The 26,019-nt window shown below is 64.2% G+C and carries 29 protein-coding genes; 18 read left to right on the forward strand and 11 right to left on the reverse strand.

Features of this window, described 5'->3' with window-relative positions:
- Positions 1-16 precede the first annotated feature (16 nt).
- The 3 genes from P9255_RS08550 (at position 17) to P9255_RS08560 (ending at position 1,061) form a co-directional block, all read left to right on the forward strand.
- Complete coding sequence (locus P9255_RS08550; RefSeq protein WP_309767485.1) at positions 17-226, forward strand: hypothetical protein; 210 nt, start codon at positions 17-19, stop codon at positions 224-226.
- A 52-nt stretch (positions 227-278) separates the two neighbouring features.
- On the forward strand, positions 279-536 hold the full coding sequence (locus tag P9255_RS08555; protein ID WP_309767484.1) for a hypothetical protein: 258 nt from the start codon (positions 279-281) through the stop codon (positions 534-536).
- Between the two features lie 72 nt (positions 537-608).
- On the forward strand, positions 609-1,061 hold the full coding sequence (locus tag P9255_RS08560; protein WP_309767482.1) for a YaiI/YqxD family protein: 453 nt from the start codon (positions 609-611) through the stop codon (positions 1,059-1,061).
- Here P9255_RS08560 and P9255_RS08565 read toward each other — a convergent pair.
- Positions 1,058-1,369: a hypothetical protein gene (locus P9255_RS08565; RefSeq protein ID WP_309767481.1), complete on the reverse strand. Its 312-nt coding sequence runs from the start codon at positions 1,367-1,369 to the stop codon at positions 1,058-1,060. The genes P9255_RS08560 and P9255_RS08565 overlap by 4 nt on opposite strands.
- Positions 1,370-1,475: 106 nt before the next feature.
- On the opposite strand from P9255_RS08565, the gene P9255_RS08570 reads away from it, so the two are divergent.
- From P9255_RS08570 to P9255_RS08585, 4 genes are all read left to right on the forward strand, one after another.
- Entirely contained in the window at positions 1,476-1,739 is a 264-nt protein-coding gene (locus tag P9255_RS08570; protein WP_309767479.1) for a DUF6566 family protein, read from the forward strand.
- Between the two features lie 67 nt (positions 1,740-1,806).
- The gene (locus P9255_RS08575; protein WP_309767478.1) at positions 1,807-1,950 is read left to right on the forward strand and encodes a hypothetical protein; all 144 of its coding nucleotides are present in this window, start codon (positions 1,807-1,809) and stop codon (positions 1,948-1,950) included.
- Between the two features lie 93 nt (positions 1,951-2,043).
- On the forward strand, positions 2,044-2,352 hold the full coding sequence (locus P9255_RS08580) for a hypothetical protein (RefSeq protein WP_309767475.1): 309 nt from the start codon (positions 2,044-2,046) through the stop codon (positions 2,350-2,352).
- 61 nt (positions 2,353-2,413) lie between these two features.
- Positions 2,414-2,998, forward strand: coding sequence for a peroxidase-related enzyme (locus P9255_RS08585; protein WP_309789362.1), 585 nt, complete (start codon positions 2,414-2,416; stop codon positions 2,996-2,998).
- On the opposite strand, the gene P9255_RS08590 is transcribed toward P9255_RS08585, so the two are convergent.
- Positions 2,995-3,810, reverse strand: a complete 816-nt coding sequence (locus P9255_RS08590) for a DUF2071 domain-containing protein (protein WP_309767472.1) — start codon at positions 3,808-3,810, stop codon at positions 2,995-2,997. The genes P9255_RS08585 and P9255_RS08590 overlap by 4 nt on opposite strands.
- 55 nt (positions 3,811-3,865) lie before the next feature.
- Positions 3,866-4,585 carry a YdcF family protein gene (locus P9255_RS08595; RefSeq protein WP_309789363.1) on the reverse strand — a complete coding sequence of 240 codons (720 nt, stop codon included), beginning with the start codon at positions 4,583-4,585 and terminating at the stop codon, positions 3,866-3,868.
- 115 nt (positions 4,586-4,700) lie between these two features.
- Between P9255_RS08595 and P9255_RS08600 the strand changes: the two genes are divergently transcribed.
- The 5 genes from P9255_RS08600 to P9255_RS08620 all read left to right on the forward strand — a co-directional run bounded on the left by P9255_RS08600 (position 4,701) and on the right by P9255_RS08620 (position 9,767).
- Positions 4,701-5,600, forward strand: coding sequence for a LysR substrate-binding domain-containing protein (locus tag P9255_RS08600; protein WP_309767468.1), 900 nt, complete (start codon positions 4,701-4,703; stop codon positions 5,598-5,600).
- A 93-nt stretch (positions 5,601-5,693) separates the two neighbouring features.
- Positions 5,694-6,443 (forward strand): SDR family NAD(P)-dependent oxidoreductase, encoded by a 750-nt coding sequence (locus P9255_RS08605; RefSeq protein WP_309767466.1) that lies wholly within the window; start codon positions 5,694-5,696, stop codon positions 6,441-6,443.
- A gap of 85 nt (positions 6,444-6,528) precedes the next feature.
- Positions 6,529-7,857 (forward strand): MFS transporter, encoded by a 1,329-nt coding sequence (locus P9255_RS08610; RefSeq protein WP_309767465.1) that lies wholly within the window; start codon positions 6,529-6,531, stop codon positions 7,855-7,857.
- A gap of 29 nt (positions 7,858-7,886) precedes the next feature.
- Positions 7,887-8,723, forward strand: a complete 837-nt coding sequence (locus P9255_RS08615) for a transketolase (RefSeq protein ID WP_309767463.1) — start codon at positions 7,887-7,889, stop codon at positions 8,721-8,723.
- Between the two features lie 45 nt (positions 8,724-8,768).
- Positions 8,769-9,767, forward strand: a complete 999-nt coding sequence (locus P9255_RS08620; protein WP_309767462.1) for a transketolase family protein — start codon at positions 8,769-8,771, stop codon at positions 9,765-9,767.
- Positions 9,768-9,779: 12 nt separating this feature from the next.
- Here P9255_RS08620 and P9255_RS08625 read toward each other — a convergent pair whose 3' ends face one another.
- From P9255_RS08625 to P9255_RS08650, 6 genes are all read right to left on the reverse strand, one after another.
- A complete protein-coding gene (locus P9255_RS08625) occupies positions 9,780-10,340 on the reverse strand; it encodes a DUF2894 domain-containing protein (protein ID WP_309767460.1) in 561 nt (186 codons plus the stop codon).
- A complete protein-coding gene (locus P9255_RS08630; RefSeq protein WP_309767459.1) occupies positions 10,333-10,980 on the reverse strand; it encodes an OmpA family protein in 648 nt (215 codons plus the stop codon). The genes P9255_RS08625 and P9255_RS08630 overlap by 8 nt, the downstream gene beginning before the upstream one ends.
- Positions 10,977-13,529 carry a DUF802 domain-containing protein gene (locus P9255_RS08635; RefSeq protein ID WP_309789364.1) on the reverse strand — a complete coding sequence of 851 codons (2,553 nt, stop codon included), beginning with the start codon at positions 13,527-13,529 and terminating at the stop codon, positions 10,977-10,979. Before P9255_RS08635 ends, P9255_RS08630 begins: the two co-directional genes overlap by 4 nt.
- 5 nt (positions 13,530-13,534) lie before the next feature.
- Positions 13,535-14,230 carry a DUF3348 domain-containing protein gene (locus P9255_RS08640; protein WP_309767457.1) on the reverse strand — a complete coding sequence of 232 codons (696 nt, stop codon included), beginning with the start codon at positions 14,228-14,230 and terminating at the stop codon, positions 13,535-13,537.
- Between the two features lie 585 nt (positions 14,231-14,815).
- The gene (locus P9255_RS08645) at positions 14,816-15,754 is read right to left on the reverse strand and encodes a Gfo/Idh/MocA family oxidoreductase (protein WP_309767455.1); all 939 of its coding nucleotides are present in this window, start codon (positions 15,752-15,754) and stop codon (positions 14,816-14,818) included.
- Positions 15,755-15,776: 22 nt separating this feature from the next.
- Positions 15,777-17,510: an IlvD/Edd family dehydratase gene (locus tag P9255_RS08650; RefSeq protein WP_309789365.1), complete on the reverse strand. Its 1,734-nt coding sequence runs from the start codon at positions 17,508-17,510 to the stop codon at positions 15,777-15,779.
- A 122-nt stretch (positions 17,511-17,632) separates the two neighbouring features.
- On the opposite strand from P9255_RS08650, the gene P9255_RS08655 reads away from it, so the two are divergent.
- Complete coding sequence (locus P9255_RS08655; RefSeq protein ID WP_309768216.1) at positions 17,633-18,586, forward strand: LysR substrate-binding domain-containing protein; 954 nt, start codon at positions 17,633-17,635, stop codon at positions 18,584-18,586.
- On the opposite strand, the gene ampC is transcribed toward P9255_RS08655, so the two are convergent.
- Together ampC and P9255_RS08665 are read right to left on the reverse strand one after the other, a co-directional pair.
- Positions 18,565-19,761: a class C beta-lactamase gene (gene ampC, locus P9255_RS08660; protein ID WP_404980298.1), complete on the reverse strand. Its 1,197-nt coding sequence runs from the start codon at positions 19,759-19,761 to the stop codon at positions 18,565-18,567. The two genes, P9255_RS08655 and ampC, sit on opposite strands and share 22 nt — an antisense overlap.
- Before the next feature lie 82 nt (positions 19,762-19,843).
- The gene (locus P9255_RS08665; protein WP_309767452.1) at positions 19,844-20,599 is read right to left on the reverse strand and encodes a YoaK family protein; all 756 of its coding nucleotides are present in this window, start codon (positions 20,597-20,599) and stop codon (positions 19,844-19,846) included.
- 146 nt (positions 20,600-20,745) lie between these two features.
- Between P9255_RS08665 and P9255_RS08670 the strand changes: the two genes are divergently transcribed.
- From P9255_RS08670 to P9255_RS08690, 5 genes are read left to right on the forward strand one after another with little or no spacing between them, the layout of a single operon-like run.
- Complete coding sequence (locus tag P9255_RS08670) at positions 20,746-21,213, forward strand: MarR family transcriptional regulator (RefSeq protein WP_309767450.1); 468 nt, start codon at positions 20,746-20,748, stop codon at positions 21,211-21,213.
- The gene (locus P9255_RS08675) at positions 21,210-23,327 is read left to right on the forward strand and encodes an FUSC family protein (RefSeq protein WP_309767449.1); all 2,118 of its coding nucleotides are present in this window, start codon (positions 21,210-21,212) and stop codon (positions 23,325-23,327) included. Before P9255_RS08670 ends, P9255_RS08675 begins: the two co-directional genes overlap by 4 nt.
- A gap of 34 nt (positions 23,328-23,361) precedes the next feature.
- Positions 23,362-23,571, forward strand: coding sequence for a DUF1656 domain-containing protein (locus tag P9255_RS08680; protein ID WP_309767448.1), 210 nt, complete (start codon positions 23,362-23,364; stop codon positions 23,569-23,571).
- Positions 23,568-24,551: an HlyD family secretion protein gene (locus P9255_RS08685; protein ID WP_309767447.1), complete on the forward strand. Its 984-nt coding sequence runs from the start codon at positions 23,568-23,570 to the stop codon at positions 24,549-24,551. Before P9255_RS08680 ends, P9255_RS08685 begins: the two co-directional genes overlap by 4 nt.
- Positions 24,552-24,565: 14 nt before the next feature.
- Complete coding sequence (locus tag P9255_RS08690; RefSeq protein ID WP_309767446.1) at positions 24,566-26,017, forward strand: efflux transporter outer membrane subunit; 1,452 nt, start codon at positions 24,566-24,568, stop codon at positions 26,015-26,017.
- Positions 26,018-26,019 lie beyond the last annotated feature (2 nt).

The following is a 26,019-nucleotide window of genomic DNA, read 5'->3' on the forward strand; positions in this document are numbered from 1 at the left end:
CATCTTGGAGGCACGCATGGCCGAGCAACACAAACCGGGGCAAAAGGTCGAGACTTCGGGCATCTATCGGGTCGTCAGGGAAGGCGATAGCGGCACGGCGTTCGAAGTGACGTGCGTGGAAGGCGAGCACTTCCCGCCGACGCGTAGCGGCAAGGGCGCGCATTATGAGCTCGTGCATGCCGCGACGCATTCGCACAAGCACCACGAACTCGGCAGCGCGGACTGACGTCACGAGAGGGCGACGCGCGGCGTTGCCCGTCAATCGCAAGGAACAGCACATGAATCCCGAACCATCCGATCCGGTCGAGCGCGCGGACAAGCGGCGCGAAGCGATCGGCGAAGGCGACGTCAAGGAAAAAGCGGACGGCACCATCGAGCAGCGCGAACACGGCAGCATGGACGCGTCGCTCGTACCCAAGGGCAAGGATCATCCGGAGCAAGGCGCTTACACGCCGGAGAACGATCATATCGATCCCGACGTCGACCCTTCCGCGAGCAGCGACCATCCGCGCAGCAAGCCGGATTCGGAAGCGTAGTCATCGAATGTAGAAAGTCGAGCGCGGTGCGCGTGCGCTAAGATGCGCGCTCCGCGTTTTTCGAGCCGCTTCATGCAAATTCTGGTCGATGCCGACGCCTGTCCCGCCGTTGTCAAGGACATTCTCTTTCGCGCAGGCCCGCGCGTTCAGGTCTGCGTGACACTGGTTGCGAATCAGTTTCTTCGCACGCCCCCTTCGCCCTTTATCAAGGCCATACAGGTGCCCGCCGGCTTCGACGTCGCCGATGCGCGCATCGTCGAATTGACGTCGCCGGGCGATCTCATCATCACCGCCGACATACCGTTAGCCGCCGCCGTGCTGGCCAGGTCCGCGCACGCGCTCGATCCGCGCGGAGAGTGGTTCAGCGCGGAGAATATCGAAGAGCGCCTGACGATACGCGCAATGATGGATCAGTTACGCGGTAGCGGCGTCGATACCGGCGGCCCCTCGCCTTATAGTCCCCGCGATGGCAAGAACTTCGCCGCGCAACTGGACCGCTTTCTCGCAAGGCGACGTGCGCCTTAAGGACGCGGCGCCTCGCTTTCCGGTCCCGGCATACGGCGATCAGCGTCCGGGTTGCTCTTGTAGTGATCCGGAAACGCCTTGCCGACGAGTGAGTCGTAATCGCCTGGCGGCGTCTTCACGATCGCATGGAGCATCTTGATGAACGCATTTCCATCGGCAAGATTGTCGACGATGACGCGCGCCGTTCTCAACGAAATCGACTCCGTCAGAGGCGGCGCATTGCCGTCGTCCAGCTTGAATCTGAAGCGATGAATCTCCGCCGTGGACGACTGCGGCGGCGCTTCGTGCGACACGATAGTGGCTTTCATGTTCGTCGTTATAGTGCGTGGCAACTGGCGTTTAGCAAGTACCGAACCACGGCACACCGTCTGCTTCAATGTCCTTCGATCCACGACATCATCGAGCGGAGGCCCCATGCACAACGAAAGATTTTCATTCGACGGATACGATGTGACCGTCACGGCGGAGCAGGTCAGCACCGGCGACTGGACATCGCGTATCGAAGCGTTTCGCGATAACCAGCCCGTTGCGCTGCCCGATGTGGAAACGCTCGGCCCGAACTGGTCCACGTCTGACGAGGCGGTGCGAGCCGGCGTCGAACAGGCGCGGCGATTGATCGACCGCTATTGTCGCGGCCATGACGACCAGCATACGGATCGCGGAATCGGGTCCGCCTGAAGCGTGAAGGCAGGAACGACGTATGCACCGGTGACAGTCCCTACCCCTCTTTGCAAGGAGCAAGCAGATGCCTCAATCCAAGCTCGGCAACAAGAATCCGACGAACCCGAAGAACCCGCATAACGATCAGCAGAAGGGAAAGGCCGAAGGTCAATTGCAGCAGAACCAGCAGAAGCAACCGATGCATCAAGGTGGCCAGCGGCAGCCGTGAGTACGCTGTCACGCGGTGATCGACTCGCGCCGCGCCGTCATCGACACGACGGTGCGGCCGGATCATCGCATCGGCACTTTCAGGAGGCGGAACATGAACGCGCGAACGATCAATCGACTGTTGGGCGTGCTTGCGCTCGGGGTATCCGGCGCCGTGTTCGCGGCGGATGCAGGCACGGCCTCGCAGCATAACGGCAACGCGGGGCAGGGATCGGCAGGCGGCATGCAACCGCGCACGCCGGGCGGCGGCACGGGCGGTTCGGGCGATGGCTTGCGTACGCCGGGACAGGGTTCTTCCGGCGGCATGCAACCTACTACACCCGGTGCGCACGGAGGCACGTCGAATCAGCCAGGCGCGCCTATCAGTTCTTCATCCGTTAGCGGCGGGAATAAAGGGCAATAAGCGCTCCGCGGTGCGGCATACTGCATGATCGAGCGATACTCGACTTCATGACGGAGCCACCATGCCCAACGCCCCCATCAGCCGTTTTCCCGTTCCCGATCCGAAAGCCTGGCCTGACGATATCCGCGCTCGCATTCTCGAAGTGCAGGAGAAAGCCGGCTTCGTGCCGAACGTTTTCCTGACGCTCGCGCATCGGCCGGATGAGTTTCGCGCGTTCTTCGCGTATCACGATGCGTTGATGCTCAAGGAGGGCGGGCTTACCAAAGGCGAGCGCGAGATGATCGTCGTGGCGACGAGCGCGGTGAATCAATGCCTCTATTGTGTCGTCGCGCATGGTGCGATTTTGCGCATCTATGAAAAGAATGCCTTGCTGGCGGATCAAGTGGCAGTGAATTATCGCAAAGCGGATATTACCGGGCGTCAGAAGGCTATGCTCCAGTTCGCTTTGAAGGTTTGCAGTTCGTCGGGTGATATCGGCGACGCTGACTTTGCCATGCTGCGCGAGCACGGGTTCAGCGATGAGGACGCCTGGGATATTGCTGCTATTACCGCGTTCTTTGGGTTGTCCAACCGCATGGCGAATGTCATTTCCATGCGGCCTAATGATGAGTTCTATTCGATGGGGCGTGTGCCGAAGCAAGGCTAGAGCAGGCGCTCAGAAAGAACGCGAAACTTCACACCCGGCACGAGAAAGCAGAACGGCCTTCCCTTCGCGCCGATGCCCTGCAAGAAATCGCCGCCGATGACATCGCCCGACGGTTCCATCGGCCGGACGGAATCAATGTCGATCGGCAAGTCGATGCGCGCATGCGCAATGCGTGAACAGTCGTCCACATGAGCGAGCGCGCCGTCTTGCAAGCCTAGAAATTCGACTGCTCGTCGCCATGAATCGAAGAACGTCTCGAACTGCTCCGGCAACGCGCGACTGACAGTTAGTTGCGCACCGCATGCGAAGTCCGGCGCACTGCCTCGGCCGCTGTCTATACGTGTCATCGATCGACGACCGACCACGCGATGCTCGAAACGCGCAGCAAGATGGGACGGCAAGGCATCGCTCAACATGCGCGTCGCAGCAAGATAGAGCCGGTTGTCGAAGATGTTCTTGACGAACAGCACGGTGGGCGCGGCATCGTTCGCGCCTTCGAACGTGCTCACGTAGAAGCGCCAGTTGCTTTGAAGCGGCGAAGGAAATAGCCGCCGCAAAGGACCGGCCAGGCTCGGGCCAAAATGGGAATGTGCATAGGTGAGGATGGTGAACAGCGTCTTGCCGTCGCGTTCCATGAGCGCGACACCGGGCGGAATGTAGCCGGCAACGTCGGCCGTATCGACGATCCAGGTGCAATACACGACATCGACGACATCGCTCGCCATCGTCATGAAGGGCAAACGCGACAGGACTGCGCGGCGTGCGCGAGCAAACGTGCTGCAGTTGAGGAGGCGATTGAATCCCGCGGCCATTCCGCGATTCGATGGGTGAACATAAGTGTTGCGCTGCAAATGAAACTCCATGAAGTCAGGACCGCGACCATCCGAATGTCTTCAACAAGAACAGCATCGGCCGAAACGAGACCGCCTCCGCATCAGGATTCAACGCAAGCCGCACGCGATACACCGCATACGCGGGCACTTCCCGCCACGCCGAATAGAAATCGATAAGTTGCAACGTGCGCGGATAAGTGCCCGAGATATCCAATGCGCCCGCCCGCGCGAAAGCCAGCTGCGCACGCGCAAGATGGTGGCACTGACTCACGAGCATCACGCTCGACATGCCATGCGCGCGCATGTAGCCAACGGCGTTGCGCGCGGTGGCCAGCGTGTTGTCTCCCTTGTCATCCACGACGATCTGGCTCGCGGGCACACCACGCTCCATCAAATAGCGCTGCATCGCCGCTGCCTCGTCGAGGCCAGGTCCGTCGATGCTTCCGCTTACGAACAGGACCGGACACTTTCCCTCACGATGACACCGCAACGCTGCATCCAGACGCGCCGCAAGGATCGGTTTTGGCGTGGCATCGTCGGTGAGCGCGTTGCCGAATACGACAGCAAGGCCGCGTGGCGATAAGGCATACTGGCGCCCGCCCAGCAAACGAGAAGCGCAGAAAGTATCCACGTCAGGGCGAGCGCACAACAAACTGCGCGCCATCGGGAGCGAAGGCAGTTCAACATCGATGAAATCAAGCAAGGTTTGATAAGGAACGCCATCCTCGTGCGGTGTCGCATCGCCGTCAAGCATTTAGCTTAGGGTTCCATACTATTTGGCAGAAAATGACCTTCACGATGAACTCCTTTCAAGCCCTGCACCGCCATCCGCGATAAACTCCCCCCAGCCGATATCGCGAACAATCAACATGCGCCTGCCACCGCTGAAATCCATCATCGCGTTCGAAAGCGTCGCACGGACCAAGAGCGTCAATCGGGCAGCCGATGAACTCGGCCTCACGCCTTCAGCGGTCAGCCATCAGCTCGCCAACCTCGAAGGCATCGTCGGGCGTCCACTTTTTACGCGGCTCGGGCGCGGTCTCGTCCTGACGCCAACGGGTGCGCAATACCTCGCGGATGTCACCGGTGCGCTCGCCGAACTCAATCGCGCGACAGAGCGCGCATCGAGCGAAACGTCAGTCGAGATTCTGCGCATTCATTCGAGTCCGAGCTTCGGCCTCATGTGGCTGCTGCCGCGCCTCGCCGCGTTCCAGGAAGCCAATGGCGACATCCAGATGAACCTCGCGTGTTCGTACGAGGACGTGTCGTTCACGTCGGGCTTCTACGATGTCGATGTCCGCCACGGCTACGCGCACTGGACCGATGTCGAAGTGAAGACGCTGCGGCATGAGACCATCGCGCCGCTTGCATCGCGTGCGTATCTCGAGCGCTTCCCCGTCGCATCGCCGGAAGATCTGCTCGAGCGCCGGCTGATCTTCTCCGAGTCGCCGCTCGTGCAATGGCAGCAATGGTTCGGCAAATTCGGCGTGGCAGCCAAACGCAAGGCGTTCGACTTTTCATTCGACCGCTCGTACATGTCGCTCGAAGCCGCTGCGCTCGGGCACGGCATCGCACTCGAAAGCAAGATGCTCGCTTCGGTGCATCTCGAACGCGGCTCTCTTGTGCCCGTCTTCGGACGCGAATACGCAGTGGAAGTCGGCGCGCATCATCTGGTTTACCCGAGCCAGAATGCGCAATTACCGCGCGTCGCGAAGTTCCTTGCGTGGATGGACGCGCAAATCGAAGGCCGCGCATCCCGCAACACCTGAAAAAATCTCAGCAATAGTTGAAGCGAACTGCGTTGATCGTCAGGTCGAAGGCGCACACACTGCGTCTACACCAGACAATCAACGGAGACAGTCATGTTGCTAGACAATCGTGTTGTGATCGTGACCGGCGCGGCTTCGGCGCGCGGCATCGGCAAGGCCACGGCAAAGGCGCTCGCCGCGCAGGGCGCACGCGTGGTCATCCTCGATCTGCGCGAGGCCGACGCCCAGGCCGCCGCACGCGATATCGGCGAAGGCCACCTCGGCCTCGCTTGCGACGTCACCGACAAGGCCGCCTGCGTCGCCGCCGCCAGCGCGACCATCGAGAAATACGGCCGCATCGATGCGCTCATCAACAACGCCGGCATCACACAGCCGATCAAGACGCTCGAAATCAGCAGCGATAACTTCGACGCCGTCATCGACGTCAATCTTCGCGGCACGCTGTACATGTCGCAAGCCGTTATCGGTCAGATGAAAAAGCAGCAGAGCGGGAGCATCGTATGCATGTCTTCCGTATCGGCGCAGCGCGGCGGCGGCATCTTCGGCGGACCGCATTACAGTGCGGCGAAAGCGGGCGTGCTCGGTCTCGCCCGTGCGATGGCGCGTGAGTTCGGCGGCGACCATATCCGCGTCAATTCAATCACGCCGGGCCTCATTCAGACCGACATCACCGGCGACAAGCTCACGCCCGACATGCGCACGGACATCATCAAGGGCATTCCGCTCGGCCGTCTCGGCGATGCCGCCGATATTGCCAACGCGTGCCTGTTCCTCACGAGCGACCTGTCGAGCTACCTGACCGGCGTCACGCTCGATGTGAACGGCGGCATGTTGATTCATTGATGTTCCCCGCGCCCGTCACGCGGGCGCTCTACACGCACCCGGATAAACCGGGGCGTAACCCGCCGACATTCGGTAGGAGACAAGCATGAAGAGCAGACTCAACGCGCCGCCCATCGCGGCCGACCTCGCATCGTCGACCGACACCGCGAGCTTCGAAGCGAAGACCTATGCCAAGGTCGGACGCCGCCTCATCCCCTTTCTGATGTTGTGCTATCTCGGCGCCTATCTGGACCGAGTGAACGTCGGCTTCGCAAAACTGCAGATGCTGAACGACCTGCGCTTCTCGGAGACGGTGTACGGCATCGGCGCGGGCATCTTCTTCCTCGGCTACTTTTTGTTCGAAGTACCAAGCAATGTCATTCTTCACCGGGTCGGCGCGCGCAACTGGCTTGCGCGAATCATGCTGACATGGGCGATCATTTCCGCGTGCTTCGTCTTCGTGAAGACGCCAACGATGTTCTACGTCCTGCGCTTTCTGCTCGGTGTCGCGGAAGCAGGCTTCGCGCCGGGCGTGATTCTCTACCTCACCTACTGGTTCCCCGCGGCGCGGCGCGCGAAGGCACTGTCGCTGTTCTTCATGGCGATTCCGCTTGCAGGCATCGTCGGCGGGCCGCTGTCCGGTTACATCATGCATGCGTTCGCCGGCGTGCACGGTCTTGCCGGATGGAAGTGGCTGTTCATTCTCGAAGCGTTGCCTTCGCTCGTGCTCGGTGTCGTCATCCTGTTCTATCTGGACAACGGCATTGCCGGCGCGAAGTGGCTCACCGATGCCGAGAAGGCGCTGCTGACCCGTAACGTCGAGAAGGACAAGTCGCAGACGGTCGAGCACGTGTCGATCCGTGCGTTCATCGCGGACCGCCGCCTGTGGCTGATGGCATCGATCTACTTCTGCGTCGTGCTCGGTCAATACGGCCTCACGTTCTGGCTGCCGACGATCATCCGCCGCGCCGGTGTCGCGGACCCGTTGTGGGTCGGCATCTTCACCGCGATCCCGTATCTCTGCGCCATCATCGCGCTGCCGCTGATCGGTGCGAGCGCCGACAAGCGCCGCGAACGCCGCCTGCATCTGGCCATTCCGATGCTCGTCGCCGCAGCCGGCTTCGCCACCCTGCCGATGCTCGGCGGCGTAGGGGCATCGATCGTCTGTGTAAGCGTGGCCGCCGCCGGCATCCTGGCTTCATCGTCGCAATTCTGGTCCTTGCCGACCGCTGTGCTGGGGGGCATGTCGGCCGCTGCAGGCATCGCCGCCGTGAACTGCTTCGCCAATCTCGCGGGCTTCTTCTCGCCGGCCATCGTCGGCTGGCTCAACGATCTCACCGGCAAGTCCACTGCGGGCCTGATCTTCATCTCGACGGCGGTCGTCGTCGGCGCGGGACTCGTGTTCCTCGTCCCGGCCAAGACCGTGAACCGCTGAACGTCATCATCCAACTCAAGGAGACAAACATGAGCACACCCGTCATCGAGGAGGTCACGCTCGCCGAGCGCGCCTATCGTATCCGCCGCAACGCCCTGCTGATGGGCGAAGTGCAAGGCCAGGGCTACATCGGACAGGCACTCGATATCGCCGACGTACTCGCCGTCGCCTACTTCGGCGCAATGAACTACCAGCCCGAAGACCCCGATTGGGAAGGCCGCGACCGCTTCCTGCTGTCGAACGGTCACTATGCGATCGCGCTGTACGCGGCGCTCTTCGAAGCGGGCATCCTGCCGCAAGAGGAACTCGAAACGTATGGCAGCGACGACAGCCGCCTGCCGATGTCCGGCATGGCGAGCTACACGCCCGGCATGGAGATGTCCGGCGGATCGCTCGGACAGGGGCTCACGATCGCCGTCGGCCGTTGCCTCGGACTCAAGCGCAAGAACTCCAAGTCCTTCGTCTATACGCTTTTCTCCGATGGCGAGCTCGACGAAGGCGCGATCTGGGAAGGGCTGATGTCCGCCGCGCACTGGAAGCTCGACAACCTCATCGCGATGATCGACGTGAACAATCAGCAAGCCGATGGCCCGTCGACGCAGATCATGGCGTTCGAGCCGCTCGTGCCGAAGCTCGAAGCATTCGGCTGGCACGTGCAACGCGTGAACGGCAACGACATCGACGCCGTGAAGCAAGCCTTCGACAACGCGCGCAATCTGAAGGAAGCGAAGCCGCGCATCATCGTGTGCGACACGAAGATGGGCTGCGGCGTGCCGTTCCTCGAAGAGCGCGAGAAGAATCACTTCATCCGCGTCGACGCCCACGAATGGAAGCTCGCGCTCGCAGCACTCGAAGCGGGCAAGTAAATCGCATGTGACCGGAGAAGCCTCCGGTCGACACAGGAGACAAGCATGAGCACTATCGAAAAGAAGCCGCGTTTGAAGACCTCGGCGATGATCGCGTCGATCGCGGGCGAAGGCCAGCTTACGCGTTCCGCGCCGTTCGGCCACGCGCTCGCCGAACTCGCGCGCACGAAGACGAACGTCATCGGCATGACGGCCGATCTCGGCAAGTACACCGACCTGCATATCTTCGCGAAGGAATTTCCGGAGCGTTACTATCAGATGGGCATGGCCGAGCAATTGCTGATGGGCGCGGCTGCCGGCTTCGCGCATGAAGGCGCGCAGCCGTTCGTCACCACGTACGCGGTATTCGCCACGCGCCGTGCGTACGACTTCATCCACCAGACGATCGCGGAAGACGATCTGGACGTGAAGATCGTCGCCGCACTGCCGGGGCTGACGACGGGCTATGGCCCGAGCCACCAGGCGGCGGAAGACCTCGCGTTGATGCGCGCGATGCCCAACATGACGGTGATCGATCCGTGCGATGCGCTCGATATCGAACAGATGGTGCCCGCCATCGCCGCGCACAAGGGCCCAGTCTACGCGCGGCTCTTGCGTGGCAACGTGCCCGCGGTGCTCGACGAATACGACTACACGTTCGAACTCGGCAAGGCCAAGCTCGTGCGCGATGGCGCCGATGTTCTCGTGATCTCGTCGGGCATCATGACAATGCGCGCACTCGAAACCGCGAAGGCGCTCGAAGCCGACAAGGTTGACGTGGCCGTGCTGCACGTGCCGACCATCAAGCCGCTCGACACGGAAACCGTCATCCGCGAAGCGCGCCGTTCCGGACGGCTCGTCGTGGTCGCGGAAAATCATACGGTCATCGGCGGTCTGGGCGAAGCCGTCGCGACGACGTTGTTGAGCGCGGGCGTGACGCCGGCATACAGGCAGATCGCGCTGCCCGATGCGTTCCTCGACGCGGGCGCCCTGCCGACCCTGCACGACCGCTATGGCATCTCAACGAATGTGATGGCGACCACCATCAAGGGCTGGCTTGCATGATGCGCTGAAGCGCTAACGCGCACCGCCGCGCGCGGACTTCTTCGCGCGCGGCGCATCCTTTCCGGCAGGCGCGTTCGCGCCTGTCATCGCTTCCATCCATGAAAGCGTATCGACATACGCGAGAAAGTGCTGGAGATACGCCGGCGATACTTCACGCATCAACGCGAGCGACCGATGCACGAGACTGCTGGAATTGAGCGGCCCCGCGTTTTTCGGGACCTGTTCCAGCGACTCGCGCAATTGCCGCTCCGCGCTGACCTTCGACCATACCGTCCGCAGGTAATCGAGTAGTTCGGCATGCGAAGGATATGACGCCGCATGCAGCGTGAGCGCCTCGATCAGCGAAGCAAGCGGTGTTTGCTCCGCGCGTGGCGCTTCTGCAGCGGAACCAGCGGCCTTGACTTCACGCGCATAGTCCTCGATCAACGCCGACAGCCTCTCGTCGATGATGCGCCGCGCTTCGCCCTCGTGCGCCATCGCGCGCCGCGACATCGCATCGATCAGACCGAAGCGCACGGGATTCACGCGATCGTCGCCGCGTGCGCGCCATAGATCGATGATCGCGCTATCCATGCGACTTCACCACCGCATTGGTCGGACGCGGCACCGGCGATATCTCCACGCGGCGATTCTTCGCGCGGCCTTCGTCGTCCGCATTGGAACTCACCGGCTGCTCGGAGCCGAATGCCGCCGCGAAGACGGACGACGGCGGCACGCCCGCATCGATCAAAGCCCGCGTAACGGTCAACGCGCGCTTGGCCGACAGTTCCCAGTTGTCCGCGAAACGGCGATTGCCTTCGCGCACTTGCTGGTCGTCGGCAAAACCGCTGACCATGAGAATCTCGCCGCGCGAGCCCAGATAGGCGGACAGCGGCCCCGCGAGACTCATTAACAGATCGCGTCCCTGCGGCTGCAGCTGATCCGAATTCAACGCGAACAACACGCTGCCGCTGATGCCGATGCGTCCGTTCACGAGCGTCACGCGTCCCGATGCAAGCGGTCCCGCAAGCGCCTCTTCGAGCGTCTTGCGCCGCTGCGTTTCCTGCTGCTTCTCCTTGACGGCCTGCTCGAGTTTCGTCGATAGCTGCAACTGCACGCCGATGACCGCGACGAGAATCAGCACGAACGCGCCGAGCAACACCGACATCAGATCGGCGAATGCAGCCCAGATGGGCGCAGCGGCTTCGGCGCCGGCGTCGAGTTCGTCGTTCATTCACGCGCTCCGGCCAGTTCGCGTTGCGCCGCGATCTGCTGCAGGTTCTCGATGATCTGCTTCTGCGACAGCATGCTCAGGTCGATGACTTCCCGCGCCTGCGCGACGTAATACGCGAGTTGTTCGTCGCTGCGCGCGAGGCTCTTGTCGAGCGCGGTCTCGATGCGCTGCAGATGCGCGACGAGCGTTTGGTTCGATGCGCCGAACGCATCCACCGCCGCACCGAACGCTTCGCCGAGGCTCGCCACTTCGACCGCGCTGCCGCTGACTCGCGCGGCGATCGCGCCGATCTTCTCGCTCTCCGCTTCGACCTTGTCGCTGAACTGCTTGCCGGTGCGCGTGAGCATGTCCGCCGATGTCGCGACGAGCGCATCGACCGCGACACGCTGCTCGTTCGACGCGTGATTGACGGCATCGAGCAGGGTCTCGACGGTCCCGAGCAGGCGGCTGCGCTCATTGAGCATCGCGGTGTCGCGGACCATCGAATCGGAGAGCTTCTCACGCATTTCGGCGATGACTTCGGCCGCGGCCTTCGGCGCCTCGGAGGCGGCCTGCACCACCCTCTCGATCTCACCGATCATGCCGTTCGTATGCGAACGCGTCTCTTCGGCGATCTCGCGGGCGGTGCGCGCGAGCGTTTCCACGACCTGTTGCTCGCGGCGCTCGGCGAGCGCACCGGACTGCCGCCATTCGTCGCGCAGCGCGGCGGCGATTGCGGCGAGGGCATCCGTCCATGCGGAGAGACGCGCGTCGTTCGTCGATGCGATCTCCGTGCGCAAGCTGGCGTGGGCGTCGTCGACCGAACGCAGCAACGACGCGGCGTGCTGCTCGAAGCGGTCGGCTGCCGCGTCGAGTGCATCGCGATGCTGCTCCGAGAGTCGCTCGCCGGTGCGTTGCTGTTCGGTGAGCGCGCTGCGCCAGGCTTCTGACATGGCCGCCGATGTGCTTTCGAGCCGCGACGAGAAGCCTTCGAGCAGATGCGTCGAGCGCGCTTCGACACTCGCGGCGAAGCGATCGAGTGACGCGCCCGCTTGTGTGATGAGCGTCGCGCTCGCCTGCCCGTGTCTCTCGATCGCTTCGCTCAGCGTGCTCGATACGTCCGTCAATCGCGCGGACACGTCGTTGACGAGCGTCGCGGAACGTTGCCCGAACGCCTGTACGAAGCCGTCCAGCGATGCGCCCGTTCGCGTCACGAGCGCCGCGCTCGCTTCTTCGTGCTTCGCCACCGACGCTCGCAGTTCATCCGACACATGGTCGATGCGCGAAGAAACGCTATCGACGAGACGCGACGAACGTTGCCCGAACGCCTGTACGAAGCCATCGAGCGATGCGCCCGCTTGCGTGACGAGCGCCGTGCTCGCCTCTTCGTGCTTCGCAACGGACGCGCGCAGTTCATGCGAGACATCCTCGAATCGGGCGGACATGCCATCGACCAGCGACGATGAGCGCGCTTCGAATGCCTGCGCAAAGCGCTCCATCGATGCATCCATCTTGCCGACGAGCGATTCATTGGCCGCCTGATGCGCCTCGAGCGAACGATTCCAGATATCCGCCACATTGGCCGCCGACGTTTCGAAGCCGCTCGACAAGCCTTCGAGCTGGCGCTTCACCGCACCCTCGATGTTCGCGTGGAGCGCAGCGGTCTCGCGCGCGATGCCATCCATCGTCGCCTGCATGACGGGTTGCAGCGCGGCGCTCGCGGCACGCGCGCTATCGGCCACGCTCTGCTTCAGCGACAGTTCCACCGACGTCGCAAGCCGCCGGTACGCCGTTTCCGTGTTCGTGTGGAACGCCGTCTGATTCGCGAGTTGCCGCTCGTTCGCGGCCAGGCTTTGCTGTTCGATCGCGGCCATCATCGCGTGCAGGCGATCGACCAGCTTCGGCATGACCTCGGTCTGCCGCTGCAACAGGCGGAACGTCTCTTCGCGCTGATGCGTCTGCGTGAAAGCGCGCAGCGTCGTTGCGATTTTCGCGTCCAGTTGCCGTGCAGCGTGCAGCCGTTCCCGGCGACATAGCGTGGAGAGCAGGCCGAGCATCGCGGAAGTCGCGACGCCCGCGATCGACGTGCCGAACGCAAAGCCCAGCCCCGTGACCGGTGCGGCAAGCGATGCGCGGATCGCCGCGAGATCGGTCGAGCTTTCGAGCGCCGCGCCCGTGCCGCGCAGCGTCGCGACCATGCCGAGCAGCGTGCCGAGCATGCCGAGCAACACGAGCAGACCCGCGAGATACGGCGCGAGCGCCGGCCCCGGCAACGCAACGCGTTCGCCTTCGATGCGCAGGCGCACGGCATGGCGCAATACGGCGGGCACCTGATCGAGCCACACGCCGAGGCTTTTCGGCGCGGTCGCCGATCGATCGATGGCATCGGCGAGCGCGCGGGTCGTCTGCTGATATCGCTGCAATTCCCACGCACCGGCGAGATAGCACGCGCCGATGACGATCGTCACGGCGAACGCCAGCGCGTTCGAGCCGATATAACCGACGGCGATACCGCAGACGGCCAGCAGGCCGGCGAGGAAGACTGCTACATGTAAAAGATATCGGGGCATAGCGTTCAGTGCGCGGCTCGACACGCCGCAAGCAAACCATCGACCGGTTGAAGACGTACATCCAGTTCAGCGAGCAACACGCTCTGCAGGTCCTTCTCGAATGCCGCGAGCCAGGCGGACGAACCGTCCGGCGTCTGCGCGCCGGCGCGGCGCATGCGCTCGAAATGCTTGCCGAGCAGTGCCGGAACCTGGGCGAACAAGGTGCGCTCGCGTGCGCAAAGCGCCTGTTCCATCACGGCATCGACGACGGCAAGACGCGCCGCGCGTTCGGACTGCGTCGCGAGCACCGCGCGCAAACGGCCGCGCAGAGCGCCGATGTCCGACTCCATCGCCTGTTGCAGCGAAAGACAGCGCTGGCGATACACCGCGTAATCGACCGGCACGTCGATCTGCGGCACCGGCGCCCTCGCGCGATGCCGTTGCGGCGCGGCGGTTTTCGCCGGCGCGATGGCGCTCGCAAGCGACGCCCGCACACGTGCGCAGGCGTCTTGCTGAACCGTCATTGCGGACCGCGCGCCGCCGATTGCGGGCGGATCGCCGCTGAGCGCGGTTGACAGCGCGATGGCGTCGGTCCAGCCGAGCCACTGGCTCAGTTTGTCGGAGAGGGACGCGCCGGGTTCGTGTACGTCGAGATCGGCAAAGCGCGCAAGAAGGCGCACGAGCGCCGGGCCGCTGACCGCCGTGCGCTTCGTGGATTGCACGTTTTCACCGGAGGCAAAAACCCGCTAGTTTACACGGCCATGACGCGCCGCCTCATTTTTAGTCGAAAACGTCAAACGTCGTGGAACGTGCGCCGTATGGATCGCTCTTGGGAACACTTGCCCACGATCCGCCGCCTCGCATTGTCCGATGCCGCGCTATCCGCGTGTCCGATTCGCAGGCCGGACCTGCAACCCGGCGCGTTCGGTGCGGCTGACGGCGGCACGAACGCGCAACCGCTTGCGCTGTTCGCCGCGCGCATCGCAGGTCGTGTGTTCCTTGGAGCCGATAGGCCGATGAGATGCGCCACGGGCGCTTGCGCGGGCATCCACACGGCATCCTGGAAGAAGTGGGAAGCGCCAAGTATCGCCGCATGACAGGGCTTCACCGTGCCTGGTCGACGTCATTGCGCCTGCCGCTTCGGACGACGCCGATCGAACAAAGCTCGCGCCCTTCTTTAGGAGTTTACTGGTTAAATTGGTGCGTCCCGGTGCGTAGACTTCACGTGGGTTTCAAGCACCCAACTCAGTGTCCTAGTCACACACTGGTTTTTCGCCCCGCGCCAGCGGGGTTTTTTTTGCGCGCGCTCACCGGCCGAACGCTTCCGTTGCCACATGCTTGCCGAGCAGGAAAGCATCCGCGACGAGCCGTAACGGACGGGTATCGACATCGCTTTCCCGCTGCGCGATCAATTCGTGGAAACGCTCGTACAACGCAGGATATTCGCGCTCCTCGCCGAGCGCGATGTCCTCGCCCTCAATCGACAGGCGCTTGCCGCCTTCGCGAATCGACAGGCGGCCCGCATCGGTATCCACGTCGATGGCCCATTCCTCGACCGGGCCGTGACGCCAGTCGAACATCGCGCGCACCGGTGCGCCGTTCGTATCGATGCAATCGAGTTCGGCGGCGATCGGCGTCGCGGTATCGCGCGGAATGGTCAGCGTTGCCGCACGCAAGGCAATCTCGCGCGGGAGGATGCGCGTCACGATCGACAACGCGTTGATGCCCGGATCGAACACGCCCAGCCCGCCCGGCTCCCAGATCCACTGCTGACCCGGATGCCAGCGGCGCACGTCCTCCTTCCAGCGGACTTCGACCGCGCGCACCTTGCCCGCTTCCTTCGACGCGAGCCACGCGCGCGCCGGCTCCACCGCGCTCGCCGCACGCGAATGCCAGCTCGCGAAGAGCGTGCAGCCGTTGGCTCGCGCGATATCGCGCAACGCTTCGACTTCGCTGACGCTCGCGCCGGGCGGCTTTTCGAGCATCACGTGCTTGCCCGCTTTGAGCGCTGCGCGCGCCTGGGCGAAGCGCACTTGCGGCGGCGCGCAAAGCGACACCGCATCGAGCGACGCTTCCCCGGCGAGCAGCGCGTCGATGTCGGCGTAGTTGCGCACGCCATCGACGGTCGCATTGCGGCTCGCGCACGCGACGAGTTCGAAGCCCGGCTGCGCGGCGATCGCCGGAAGATGCTGATCCCGTGCGATCTTGCCGACGCCCACGACGCCCAGCGTATAACGCGATGTCATACCGATGGTCTCCGCGCCCGGGTCAGTGCGAGTGACGCGGCACTTCCGCGCCACGCTTGCCGACGAGGAAGTCCAGGTCGCAGCCCTCGTCCGCCTGCAGCACGTGATCGACATACAGCCGCTGATAGCCGCCATCGCCCCAGACCTTGGGCGGCACGTGGCCCTCCATGCGGCGCGCCAGTTCTTCGTCGCTGATGTCGAGATGCAGCGTGCCGGCGTCGCAATCGAGTTCGATCCAGTCGCCGTCGCGCACCGCGGCAAGCGGCCCGCCCGCCGCCGCTTCGGGCGCGACGTGCAGCACCACGGTGCCGTAAGCGGTGCCGCTCATGCGTGCATCGGAGATGCGGACCATGTCCTTCACGCCTTCGCGCAGGAGCTTCGGCGGCAAGCCCATGTTGCCGACTTCGGCCATGCCCGGATAACCCTTCGGCCCGCAATTCTTCATCACGAGCACGCAGTCCTTGTTGACGTCGAGCGTTTCGTTGACGATGCGTTCCTTGTAGTGCTCGAGGTTCTCGAACACGACCGCCCGCCCGCGGTGCTTCAGCAACTCCGGGCTCGCCGCCGACGGCTTCAGCACCGCGCCGCGCGGCGCGAGATTGCCGCGCAACACGCGAATGCCGCCATCAGCGATCAGCGGATTGCCGAGTTCGCGGATGACTTCATCGTTCGTATTGGGCGCGGTCTTCACGTTCTCCCACAGCGTCTTGCCGTTGACCGTCAGCGCGTCCGGATGCGGCAGCAGGTTCGCTTCGCCCAGACGCCGCAGCACGGCCGGCAGACCGCCCGCGTAATAGAACTCTTCCATGAGGAAGCGGCCCGACGGCATCAGATCGACGATGGTCGGCGTATCGCGACCGATGCGCGTCCAGTCTTCCAGTTCCAGCGGCACGCCGATGCGTCCCGCAATCGCCTTCAGGTGGATGACGGCGTTGGTCGAGCCGCCGATTGCGGCGTTGGTGCGGATCGCGTTCTCGAAGGCTTCGCGCGTGAGAATCTTCGAGAGCGTCAGTCCTTCGAGCGCCATTTCCACGATGCGAATGCCCGACATGTGCGCGAGCACGTAGCGGCGCGCATCGACGGCGGGAATCGCAGCGTTGTGCGGCAACGACGTGCCGAGCGCTTCGGCCATGCACGCCATCGTCGATGCGGTGCCCATCGTGTTGCACGTGCCCGCCGAGCGCGACATGCCCCCTTCCGCCGACAGGAACTGATGCAGGTCGATCTCGCCCGCCTTCAGCGACTCATGCAGTTGCCACACAGCCGTGCCGGAGCCGATGTTCTTGCCGTCGAGCTTGCCGTTCAGCATCGGGCCGCCCGTCACGACGATGGCCGGCACATCGCAGCTCGCCGCGCCCATCAGAAGCGCGGGCGTGGTCTTGTCGCAGCCGGTGAGCAGCACGACGGCATCGATGGGATTGCCGCGAATGGCTTCTTCCACGTCCATCGCCGCGAGATTGCGCGTGAGCATCGCGGTCGGACGCAGATTCGATTCGCCATTGGAAAACACGGGGAATTCGACAGGAAAGCCGCCGGCCTCATATACGCCGCGCTTCACGTGCTCGGCGATCTTGCGAAAATGCGCGTTGCATGGCGTGAGTTCCGACCAGGTGTTGCAGATGCCGATGACGGGACGGCCATCGAATTCATGATCGGGAATGCCCTGGTTCTTCATCCAGCTTCGATACATGAAGCCGTTCTTGTCGGCGGTGCCGAACCATTGTTGTGAGCGCAGCCTGGGTTTCGATGCCGACATGTATCCGTTCCATTTTCAGAAGTCGATTCGGCGAAGGATAGGAGAGCGCGTGATAATCTGCCAATGAAATGTTCGACCTTCCCCATATACAAATCAGCATTCGTGCAAACCCTTAGATGTTGATGCTGAATTCGAGTCCCTGGTATATCCGCAATCGGCTGAAGACGCGACAGTTGATGCTCGTCGTCGCGCTCGCGGAAGAAGGCAACATTCATCGCGCGGCCACGGTGCTGCACATGACGCAGCCCGCCGCGTCGAAGCTGCTGCGGGAACTGGAAGATGCGCTCGGCGTGACGCTTTTCGAGCGCGAGCCGCGCGGCATGCGTCCCACACGGTACGGCGATGCGATGGTCCGCCATGCGCGTTCCGTGCTCGGCACTCTCGACCAGGCGCAGGAAGAGCTGATCGCATTGAAGTCCGGGCGGCTCGGACACGTGGCCGTCGGCGCGATCACATCGCCCGGCGTGCGGCTCCTGCCCGCCGCGGTCGCCGCCGTGAAGCGCGCCCATGCGGACATTCGCGTGTCCGTCGAGATCGATGCGAGCAACGTGCTGCTCGAACGGCTCGCGCAGGAGAAGCTCGACGTGGTGATCGGCAGGCTTTCCGCGGAGCATGACAAGCTCAGGCTGCGCTACGAGCCGTTGAGCGGGGAGCCGGTGCGCGCGGTCGTGCGCGCCGGGCATCCGTTGCTGCAGAGCGCCGCGCTGACGCTCGCCGACGTCCAGCCGTGCGCGTGGCTCGTGCCGCCTGCGGGCAGCGTGCTTCGGCATCGTTTCGAATTGATGTTCCAGCGTGCGAGTCTCACGCCGCCGTCGAATGTCGTCGAGACAGCGGCGATTCTCTTCATCACGCGCCTCCTGGAGCAAAGCGACATGATCGCCGTGCTCGCCGAGGATGTCGCGCTCTACTATGCGCGTCACGGCGTCACGCAGATGCTGCCGCTGCCGATGGATTGTCAGATGGACGACTTCGGCATCGTCACGCGGGCGGACGGTCTGCTCTCGCCGGCCGCGAGCGTGATGATCGACGCATTGCGAACGACCGCGCTCGACGTCTATCGCGAGGAAAGCCGCTGACGGCTCGCCCCTGCATCGAGCAGGGCGGTGACGATCGCATACGCCGCGGCGACGCGCTCGCTGTTCGGGATGTTCCGGTTGGCCAGCATCACGATTCCGACATGCTCGCCCGGCACGAAGGCAACATACGCACCGAAGCCGTTCGTCGATCCGGTCTTGTTGATCCACACATCGTCGCGAGGCGCTTGCGGCGGCTCCATGCGCTCGACCGGTCGCGCGTCGAGCGCCATCGCCGGGGAGTTACCGTCGAGCAGAACCCGCAATCGTGAAGGATACGGATACTGTTCCCAGATGAGGTCTTGCGTCATCGGTCCGGCCGCGAAGTAGCCGGTGTGGGTCGCAACGATCGCGCGCTGCAGGGTCGCGTCGATGTTCGCGGCGTCGCGCATGTTGGCCCGAACGAATCGCATCATGTCCGTCACCGACGCCTTCACGCCGTACGCTTCCGACGACAGCACGCCCGGGTTCACGCGGACCGGCGCGCCGTCCTTCGCATAACCCTGCGCGTAGTCCTTCATGCGGGCGGCCGGCACCTGAATATAGGTGCTCGTCATGCCGAGCGCGGGAAAGAGCCGCTGCTGCATGAGCGTGTCGAAGTCCTGTCGTATCGCCTTTGCGGTGATGACACCCAGCATGCCGATGCCCGGATTCGCGTACGTCCGGTACGTGCCCGCCGGATAGCGCGGCTTCCACGTTTTGAAATACTGCATCAGTTGCGCGTTGTCGTGAACGGCTTCGGGCACCTGCAAGGGCAGGCCGCCGGGCGTGTGCGTCGCGAGGTCGAGAAGCGTCACGTCGTCGCCGAACGGCGTGCCTTGCAACTCGGAAACGTGTTTGCTGACCGGATCGCTCAGTGAAAGAACGCCCTGCAACTGCGCGTATGAAGCAAGCGTCGCGGTGAACGTCTTGCTGACGGAGCCGAGTTCGAAGAGCGTATCGGCTGTGACGGCCTTGCCCGTTTCCTTCGACGCCACGCCGTAGGTGAACACATGCGTCTTCCCGTGAGCGATGACGCCGACCGCCATGCCCGCGATGTCATCGCGCTTCATGAGCGGCGCGATGGTCGTATCGACGATGTGCTCGATGGAATCGGGAGTCGTGCTCTGACTGAACACCGAGAGCGGGCATGCGGAGAGAACGGCTGCTGCGAAAAAGCGCAGCACAGTGGGCTTCATGACCTGAATCCTTCGATTGAATGATCGACGCGAAGGATTTTATGCGACGAGGAATCACGCTTGCAGAAGCACGACGCAACCTTCACTTGCGCCGCCGCACCGCCGACAGATCATCCACCACCGGTACCGATGAAAACAGCAGCAGGAGCACCGCGAGCGGCGCCGTCGCCATGAAGCCGAGATGCGCGAAGCCCACCGCGCCCGCCAAACCGCCCGCCACGAACATGCCGAGCAGCGAACTCAGCAGCGCGAGCCGGGCATGATTCGCGCGCACATAGCGGGCGTCGCCGCGCGGCACGCCACGGTTCCAGTAGAGACTCTTGCCGAGCTCGATCCCGATATCCGTCACGAGCCCCGTCACATGCGTGGTCCGGATTTCCGCCTTCGATATCTTCGTGATCATTGCGTTCTGCAGGCCCATCACGAAGCACAGCAGCGCGACCGTCGCCGGCACGTCCCACACGCGATGCGTCTCCAGGTTCGCGCCGAGCATCCCGAACAGAAGCAGCAGGCAGGCTTCCAGCAGCAACGGTGTCGCGAACACGCTCTGTGCGGCGCGCTGCCGTCCCCAGTTGATGAGCAGCGCGGACGTCACCGCGCCCGACAGGAAGGCGAGCACCGCGCCGATCGCGGAGAACACGAGCGCGATCTGACCGAGCACGAGGTTATCCGCGACCGACGACACCAGCCCGGACATATGCGACGTGTACTGCCCCACCGCCAGAAAACCGCCCGCGTTAGCCGCCCCGGCCACGAACGCCAGCGCGCAGCCGAGCCGGCGATTGGCGGAATCCGTGCGGGTCGGAGACGTGAGACCCCTGAGGTAACTGATCGGCATGGCTGGCGCTGCGGGTGGTCGAATCGGCAACATAACACGAGATATTTTCGATGCGCGGCGCAGCGCCGAACGCAGGACGAACACACTCGGGAAATCCCCAATCGATAGTACGCTAACGAAGGAAACAGCCGCTATAATCCCGGCCCATGACTCCCATCGATCTCCTGCGCCGTTCCGTCAGCAGTACGCTCGTACTGGCGGCGCGCCGCTGGCGGCGCACGAGCCACGGCGTCCTCGCTTCATACAGCGTATCGGAGGCGTGCGCGGTGCCCCTGCTCGCCGCGAACCGGCTCGGGCAAGCGGTGCGTCAGGTCACGCTCGCCGAGCATATCGGCATCGAAGGGCCATCGCTCGTGCGCCTGCTCGACCAGTTATGCGCGGCGGGCCTCGTGCGGCGCGACGAAGATCCTCAGGACAAGCGCGCCAAGAGCATCTCGCTCACCGACGAAGGCCGCGCCGTCACCGCACACATGGAAGAGCGGCTCGTTTCACTGCGCGAACAGCTTCTGAAGGACGTGAGCCGCGAAGACCTGGAAACGACGCTGCGGGTGCTCAGCGTGTTCAATGCATCGGTCGATGCAACCAGCGGCAAGCCTTATACCCCCGCACCATGAATTTCCCGTCCGCACGCGAATGGCTGTTCTCCACGCGGACCTTCGCAGCCGCGATGATCGCGCTTTACATCGCGCTTGCACTCGAATTGCCGCGTCCTTACTGGGCGATGGCCACCTGCTATATCGTCTCCAATCCGTTCGTCGGCGCGACGCGATCGAAGGCGCTGTATCGCGCGCTCGGCACGGTGATCGGCGCGGCGGGCGCGGTGCTGATCGTGCCGCCTTTCGTCGAATCGCCGTTTCTGTTCAGCGTGCTCGTTGCGTTATGGACGGGCACGCTGCTGCTTCTTTCGATGTTCGACCGCACCGCGCGCAGCTACGTGTTTCTGCTCGCGGGCTATACGCTGCCGCTGATCGCGCTGCCCGCCGTCACGAACCCGACCGCCGTGTTCGATCTCGCGATCGCGCGCACCGAAGAGATCACGCTCGGCATCGTGGTGGCGAGCATAGTCGGCACGGTGTTCTTTCCGAGCCGTCTCGCGCCGACGCTGATCGAGCGCACCGACGCGTGGTTCCGCGACGCCGCCTTCTATGCAAGCGAAACGCTCTCGGGGCGGCTGGCGGGCGCGCCCGTTTCCGCCGCGCGCCAACGGCTTGCGGCCACGGTCAACGGCCTTGAGATGCTGCTGAGCCAGCTGACCTACGATCACACGCGCCCCGATATCGTGCGCCGCGCGCGGGCGCTGCAAGGGCGCATGCAAATCTTTCTGCCGCTCATCTCTTCCCTCGCCGATCCGCTCATCGAACTGATCGCGCGGCGCGGCAGGCATCCGGAAGGCCTCGAAGCGCTGCTCGCCGACGTCGCCAAATGGACGTCGCTGCCCGCCCCGAAAGAACACGATCCCGCCGAATCCGACCGCGAACCGGATGCGTTCCGCGAGCGCATTGCGGCGATGCGGCCATCGGCTGAAGCGCTCGCGAGCGAAGACGGCGCGCTGTTGTCGAGCGCGTTGTGGCGGCTCGGTCAGGTCATCGACGTATGGCGCGACATTCGCACGCTGCGCGCCGCGATCCTGCACGACGAACATCGCTGGCGTCCGCGCTTCCGTCACTGGCGCCTCGGCGGCACCGCGCGTTTCTTCGACCTCGGCATGATGCTTTTTTCGACGGCGGTCGCGGTCGGCGCGATCATCGTCGCGTGCGTGCTGTGGATCGAATCGGGCTGGGCCGATGGCGCGAGCGGCGTGGCGCTCGCCGCCGTGGCGTGCTGCTTCTTCGCCGCGCTCGACGAGCCCGCGCCGCAAGTGTTCAAGTTCTTTCTCGCGACGTGCATCAGCGTCGCGCTGGCCGGGCTGTATGTGTTCGCGGTGCTGCCGCACGTGCACGACTTCGCGATGCTCGTCGTGATCTTCTCGGCGCCGTTCATCATCATCGGCACATTGATCCCGCGCCCGCGCTTCACGCTCATCACCATGCTCGTCGCAGTCAACACGGCGACGTTTCTCAGCATCCAGAGCGCTTACGAAGCCAATATCTTCGTCTTTCTCAACGGCAACCTCGCGGGGCTCGCGGGGCTTCTCTTCGCGTTCGTCTGGACACGCATCACGCGGCCGTTCGGCTCCGAACTCGCGGTTGCGCGCCTCACGCGTTCGGCATGGCGCGATATCGTCGTCAGCGCATCGACGGCGACGATTTCGGATCAGCGCGACCTGTACTCGCGCATGCTCGACCGCCTGATGCAGGTGCTGCCGCGACACGCGAGCACGGACTCGCACCGGCATCCGTCCATTGAGAGCTTCCGGGACTTTCGCGTCGCTCTGAATGCGCTCGATCTGCGCCGCGCGCGCCGCAAGCTCACCGCCGACGTGCAGTCGTCCATCGACGATGTGCTCGCAGGCGTTCACGCGTACTTTCAGTCATGCATCGACCGGCGCGATCGTCTGCCGGTGCCGGCCACGCTCGTGCGAACCATCGATGCCGCGGTCGCGCGCGTGACGGCGCATACCATCGAAGAAGCCGGCAGGCATCGCGAAGCCGCGCTGCCAGGGGAACGCCTCTTGCGCGATACGCTGCACGCGCTCATCGGCGTGCGTCTGTCGCTGCATCCGCCCGCGGCCGGAAGCCAGGCGGACCCGAACGCACACGGCGATGCGCCGCGCGAAGAGCCGGCATGATGCTCACTAAACTCTTGTCACTGAACAGGTTCGCATGATCGGCGAAATCGACATTCTCGGCGTCTTCGTGCCCGCCGTGCTCGTGCTGATGTTCATCGCCTATCTGCTGAATCTGGCGATCCGCACCGTGCTCGCGCGCGCGGGCTTCTATCGCTTCGTGTGGCATCGCTCCGTTTTCGATCTCGGCATCTATGTGCTGGTGCTGGGGTTTGTCGTCGTCGTTTCGCATCGGCTCATCACGTGAAAAAAACCTGGTTCTCCGTCGGGCAGATCCTGCTCACGCTCATCGTCGTCGCCATTGCAGCCGTCGTGCTGTGGAAGCTGGTCGATTACTACATGTTCGCGCCGTGGACACGCGATGGCCACGTCCGCGCCGATGTCATCCAGGTCGCGCCCGACGTGTCGGGCCTCATCACCGATGTGAAGGTAGCCGACAACCAGCAGGTCAAACGCGGGGACGTGCTTTTCGTAATCGATCAGGCGCGCTACACGCTCGCGCTGCGCAACGCCGAAGCGACCGCGCAGCAGCGCCGCGCGACGCTCGATCAGGCGCGTCGCGAAGACGCGCGCAACCGTTCGCTCGGCAATCTCGTCGCGCGTGAAGTGGTGGAAGAAACGCAGGCGCGGGTTCAGCAGGCCACCGCCGCGCTCGCCGATGCGCAAGTCGCCATCGATACCGCGCGTCTCAATCTGCAGCGCACGGAGATCGTGAGTCCCGTCGACGGCTATCTGAACGATCGGGCGCCGCGTGCGGGCGAGTTCGTATCGGCGGGGCGCGCGGTGCTGTCGGTGGTCGATCTGCATTCCTTCCGCGTCGATGGCTATTTCGAAGAAACGAAGCTGCATGGCATCGACATCGGCCAGCCGGTCGACATCAAGGTGATGGGCGAGCCGAACATCCTGCGCGGTCATGTGCAGAGCATCGTCGCGGCGATCGAGGACCGCGATCGTCAGCAAAGCCCGAGTCTCTTGCCGAACGTGAACCCCGCGTTCAGCTGGGTGCGGCTCGCGCAGCGTATTCCGGTGCGCGTCACGCTCGATGAGATTCCCGCCGATTTCCGCATGATCGCGGGCCGCACCGCCACCGTGTCCGTTCGCGGCATCGGTCCGTCGATCGGGCGTCGTGCGCCGGCGGGCAACGTGCCGGCATCGGCGACGGCGCCTCAATCGCCGGTGCCTGCGCATAGGCCGGCCGGCGCAACTGCTTCGGGCGCATCGCAATGAAAAGCGTCGCACGCATGAAGACGCGATGCCTCGGCCTGACGCTGATGGCGTCGATGCTCGCGCTCGGCGGCTGCATGACCGTCGGCCCCGACTACAAGGTGCCCGAAGGCGCGGCCGTCAACGCGCCGTATGCGAACGCGGCGATCGAAGGCGCCGCCGATGCGCCCGTCACGCAAGGCGCCGCGCCCTCGAAATGGTGGCGTCTCTACGACGATCCCGCGCTCGATCAACTCGTCAGCGAAGCGCTCGCATCGAACGCGGACTTGCGTGTGGCTGCGGCGAATCTCGCGCGTTCCCGCGCCGAAGTCGAGTTCGCGAACCGGCAAGGCGGCTTCTCGGGCAAAAGCTCGGCCGCGTTCCAGCGCGCGCAGGAATCGGCGGAGCAGTACTTGCTGATGGAGAAGCTCCCCGTTGTAAACGAAGGCGCGCTGGAATTGAGCGTCTCTTACGAATTCGATCTCTTCGGCAAGCTGAAGCGTGGCATCGAGGCCGCCGTCGCCGACGACGAGGCGGTCGAAGCCGCCGCCGATCTCGCACGCATCACGGTCGTCGCCGATGTCGTGCGCGCGTACGTCGAATCCTGTTCGGCGGCGGAAGAGCTGGCTATCGCACAGAAGTCGCTGGAACTGCAGCGCGAACGCGTGCGGCTGACGACGCGGCTGCGCAATGCGGGGCGCGGCAATCAGTCGGAAGTCACGCGCGGACAGACGCAGTCCGAAACGCTCGCCGCCGATATCCCGCGTTACGTCGCGCGCCGTCGCGTGGCGCAGTATCGGCTGGCGATGCTGCTCGCGCGTGCGCCGTCCGCGCTGCCGCCCGCCGCGCTCGCGTGCAAGAGGCTGCCGAAGCTGCGGCAGCCGATCCCCGTCGGCGATGGCGCCGCGCTGCTCAAACGCCGTCCCGATGTGCGGCAGGCCGAGCGGCAACTGGCGGCGTCGACGGCGCGCATCGGCGTGGCGACGGCGGCGCTGTATCCGTCGGTCAGCTTCGGCGCGTCGGTGGGATCGGTCGGTATCGCGGAAGACCTGCTGGGCGCGACGACGAATCGCTGGGCGTTCGGGCCGCTCATCAACTGGAGCTTCCCGATCAACGGCCAGCGCGCCCGCGTGCAGCAGGCGGAAGCGGCATCGGGCGGCGCGCTCGCGCACTTCGACGGCGTGGTGCTGAACGCGCTGCGCGAAACGCAGAGCAGTCTCGCGACGTATGCATCCGATACGACGCGCGCCGACACCCTGCGCACGGCGTATCGCTCGGCGGTGCAATCGGCGGACGAGACGCATCGGCTGTATTCGGCGGGCCGTGAATCGTTCATTGCCGATCTCGATGCGACTCGCACGCTCACGAGCGTCGCCGCGCAAGTTGCGGCGGCCGAGGGCCAGGTCGCGGTGGATCAGGTGAACCTGTTCCTCGCGCTGGGCGGCGGCTGGGAGCGTGACGAGAACGTAGCCGAAGCTGCAGGAAAGTAATC

It is taken from the genome of Caballeronia sp. LZ019 (assembly GCF_031450825.1).
In the GTDB taxonomy this organism is placed as follows: Bacteria; Pseudomonadota; Gammaproteobacteria; order Burkholderiales; family Burkholderiaceae; genus Caballeronia.